Genomic DNA, 2,770 nt, shown 5'->3' with positions numbered 1-2,770 from the left:
CACAATACATTGTCCGCCAATGGACAATTGCAGAACTGCCCGTCATTATTTAACCGAATAGCCGGTTATATTTTCTCTGGATCGTATTATGACACGGATCGCTAAATATAAAAAGGATTGCTTTATATTAGAGGATTCGGATCAATGCTTTGAATCAATTCTTTTGGCGTAAGTGCGAGTTTGATCGAAGGCGAAGTTGTCGCATGTAATACGTGTCCGGGTAAACGATCATTTGAATTTGACGTGCGCAACGTTTTATCAATCTGATATATCACAAAAGTAAAATTTTATTTCAAAAAACGTTTGTCCATTGACAGACGAAATTTGTAGTATTATATTGTTCTACAATCTGAAATAGCTATTGTATTGCCAAATTTGTTTAGTTCTTTCTGGAGGGGAAGACTTAAATGAATCATGTATACTATTTTTCGGGGGATAACATTCTACCTCTTTGCCAGAAGCGCTATGTCGGGCAATCAGGTTCGGATGTTGAGGAGCACAATCCAAAGTTTTTGGTTTCTGTACTAACCAAAAAGACCCTTGTCGGAAAGTATGCTTTGCGTAAGTCTAAAAGACGTGAGCGCATGCATTTGAGGTTTCTGAGGTGCCACTAGACATTTGGTGTCCGTCGCATTTCCCGAGAGCTCATGCACGGCATAAGGAGGAGACCATGCGTATCCACAAACCTATGCGTCCGACCAACTATCCAAGCCGGGGCTTCGATTGTCAGCTGGCCCTGGAAGCAGAGTTCCGGTGTGCGATCGAGATGCTTGCGAGCGAGGCAGGAGAAGCAGGATGGCTGGTGAATGAAACCACTCGAGCCATTGTCGGTCTTGCCCTTGCCTATGCGGCGGACCAGCATATGGATCGAACGCCTGCGGCGACCAAGAATATAAGACGTCTCTTCTTTAACTGAGCAGATGATTGGATGGTTTGAAGCGAATTTCCTTCGTTCGCTGCGGGGTCAGACAGCTCCAGTCATCGGTGCGTGGTTCGATGGCAAATCGAACCACGCACATTTGCGTCTTGGCCCAAAAACCGCCCGCAATTGCTTGCGAGCGGTTCTGCGAGCCGTGCTGGCCCCAGACCGAAGCCAGAGAAGGCCACGGGCGAAATTACTGCCTTGTCACAACAACCGGGATAAGAAGATCGCCCCAGTTGCCGTCGCCGCCATGGTGACGGGCGGAACGGACCAGTTCCACGGACACACCGGCGTCAACCGCCTTCATAACGGATTGGTTGAGGCGATGCAGGTCATTGGCGACCATGCGAATGACAGCCTGCTGGTCTGTATTCATGGCCGATGATTGCTCCTCGGCCCGTTCCTTGACGCGTGTCTGCGGTGCCATAATTTTTTCTCCTTGGCGTTTTGTTATTTTACTCTGCAGCCGGGCGGAACTGTGCCGTCTCGGTGGATTCCTTCATTGCCGTCGTCGATGACTTGCCGCCGGTGATGGCCAGCGAAACTGCATCGAAATAGCCGGTGCCGACTTCGCGCTGGTGCTTGGTTGCCGTGTAACCATTGGTCTCGGCGGCAAACTCAGCTTCCTGCAGTTCCGAATAGGCCGACATCTGCCGGTCCTTGTAACCACGGGCGAGTTCGAACATGCCAAAGTTGAGCTGATGGAAGCCGGCCAGCGTGATGAACTGGAACTTGTAGCCCATCGCCCCGAGCTCGCGCTGGAACTTGGCGATTGTCGCCTCGTCTAGATGCTTCTTCCAGTTGAAGGAAGGCGAGCAATTATAGGCGAGAAGCTTGTTCGGATGCTCCTTGCGCACACCTTCGGCAAAGCGCTTGGCCTGCTCAAGGTCTGGTTTCGAGGTCTCGCACCAGATCATGTCGCAGTGCGGCGCATAGGCGATGGCCCGGGTAATGCAAGGCTCTAGTCCGTTCTTCACCTGATAGAAGCCTTCCGTCGTCCGCCCGGCATCGTAATCGACAAAGGGCTGGTCGCGTTCGTCGATGTCCGATGTCAGGAGCTTGGCAGCCTCCGCGTCGGTGCGGGCAATGACCAGTGTTGGCGTTCCCATGACGTCGGCGGCAAGCCGCGCAGCGTTCAGGTTTCGGATATGCGCCGCGGTCGGGATCAGAACCTTGCCGCCAAGATGGCCGCATTTCTTTTCCGAAGCGAGTTGGTCTTCGTAATGGACACCGGCAGCGCCAGCTTCGATGAAGGCCTTCATTATCTCGAAGGCATTCAGCGGTCCGCCAAATCCTGCTTCGGCGTCGGCGACGATCGGTGCGAACCAGGTTTCGACCGAAGGGCCCTTGCCCTCCGCCGTCTCGATCTGGTCCGCGCGCTGCAGGGTCTTGTTTATGCGCTTGGCCAGTTCCGGCGCCGCATTTGCCGGGTAGAGCGACTGGTCAGGATACATGGCTGAAGCTGTGTTTGCGTCTGCAGCCACCTGCCATCCGGAAAGATAGATTGCCTTGAGACCTGCGCGAACCATCTGCATAGCCTGGTTGCCCGAGAGAGCGCCCAGCGCATTGACGAAACCCTCTTCGTGGATGAGCTTCCAGAGCCGGTTGGCACCGTTTTCAGCGAGAGTATGCTTGATCTGAACCGAGCCTCTGAGGCGCTGGACATCGTCAGGTGTATAGGGGCGTTCGATACCGTCATAGCGGCCCTCCGGTGCGTTTGGTACGAGGTTGTAAAAATCAGTCATTATTAGCTCCACAAAGAGTTTTATCCCGCCGCAGCCTGTCTGATAGTGAAGTTTGACGACCGCGTTGATATGACTAGATTTACATTGCAGCGCGGTATGATCC

At 53.1% G+C, this 2,770-nt stretch carries 3 protein-coding genes; 1 reads left to right on the top strand and 2 read right to left on the bottom strand.

Annotation, left to right across the window (positions count from 1 at the left end; translation table 11 throughout):
• Positions 1-670 precede the first annotated feature (670 nt).
• The gene (locus tag ACXJ5O_RS23615; protein ID WP_457302031.1) at positions 671-916 is read left to right on the top strand and encodes a hypothetical protein; all 246 of its coding nucleotides are present in this window, start codon (positions 671-673) and stop codon (positions 914-916) included.
• 199 nt (positions 917-1,115) lie between these two features.
• Here the strand turns inward: ACXJ5O_RS23615 and ACXJ5O_RS23610 are convergent, their stop codons facing one another.
• Entirely contained in the window at positions 1,116-1,349 is a 234-nt protein-coding gene (locus ACXJ5O_RS23610) for an SMc00767 family acetate metabolism repressor (protein WP_100000043.1), read from the bottom strand.
• Between the two features lie 28 nt (positions 1,350-1,377).
• Positions 1,378-2,667, bottom strand: coding sequence for an isocitrate lyase (gene aceA, locus ACXJ5O_RS23605; protein WP_457302030.1), 1,290 nt, complete (start codon positions 2,665-2,667; stop codon positions 1,378-1,380).
• Between the last annotated feature and the right edge of the window lie 103 nt (positions 2,668-2,770).

It is taken from the genome of Phyllobacterium sp. P5_D12 (assembly GCF_054049495.1).
Note: the sequence above shows the minus strand (reverse complement) of the source record. Positions and strands in the feature narration are given on the sequence as shown.